1 protein-coding gene is annotated in these 246 nt (G+C 48.8%); it reads right to left on the reverse strand.

What is annotated here, in order from left to right; all coding sequences use genetic code 11:
* A partial coding sequence (locus tag B4920_RS27420; RefSeq protein ID WP_139379755.1) for an FAD-dependent oxidoreductase occupies window positions 1-246 on the reverse strand: 246 nt, incomplete at both ends.

A 246-nucleotide genomic window follows, 5' to 3' on the forward strand; every position in this document is an offset into this window, starting at 1 on the left:
AGCGGGTGAATATGGCCGCCGCTCTTATCCAACATACCACCGACATAGCGCTCAGTATTTACCACAGTTCGAATGCCGTTTGCATCGAGCATCTCAAGCTTGCCAACATGACCATGGCTTTCCCATAACTGCTTTTGATGGCGTAAATGTCCCATCTGCTTTTCGTTCATCGCCGCAAATACGCCGCCATCTTTTAGATCGCAGTCAATGTTGTACTTAGCAATACGTTCACGGATGATGCGTCCG

This window comes from Zoogloea sp. LCSB751, from assembly GCF_002028455.1.
In the GTDB taxonomy this organism is placed as follows: Bacteria; Pseudomonadota; Gammaproteobacteria; order Burkholderiales; family Rhodocyclaceae; genus Zoogloea.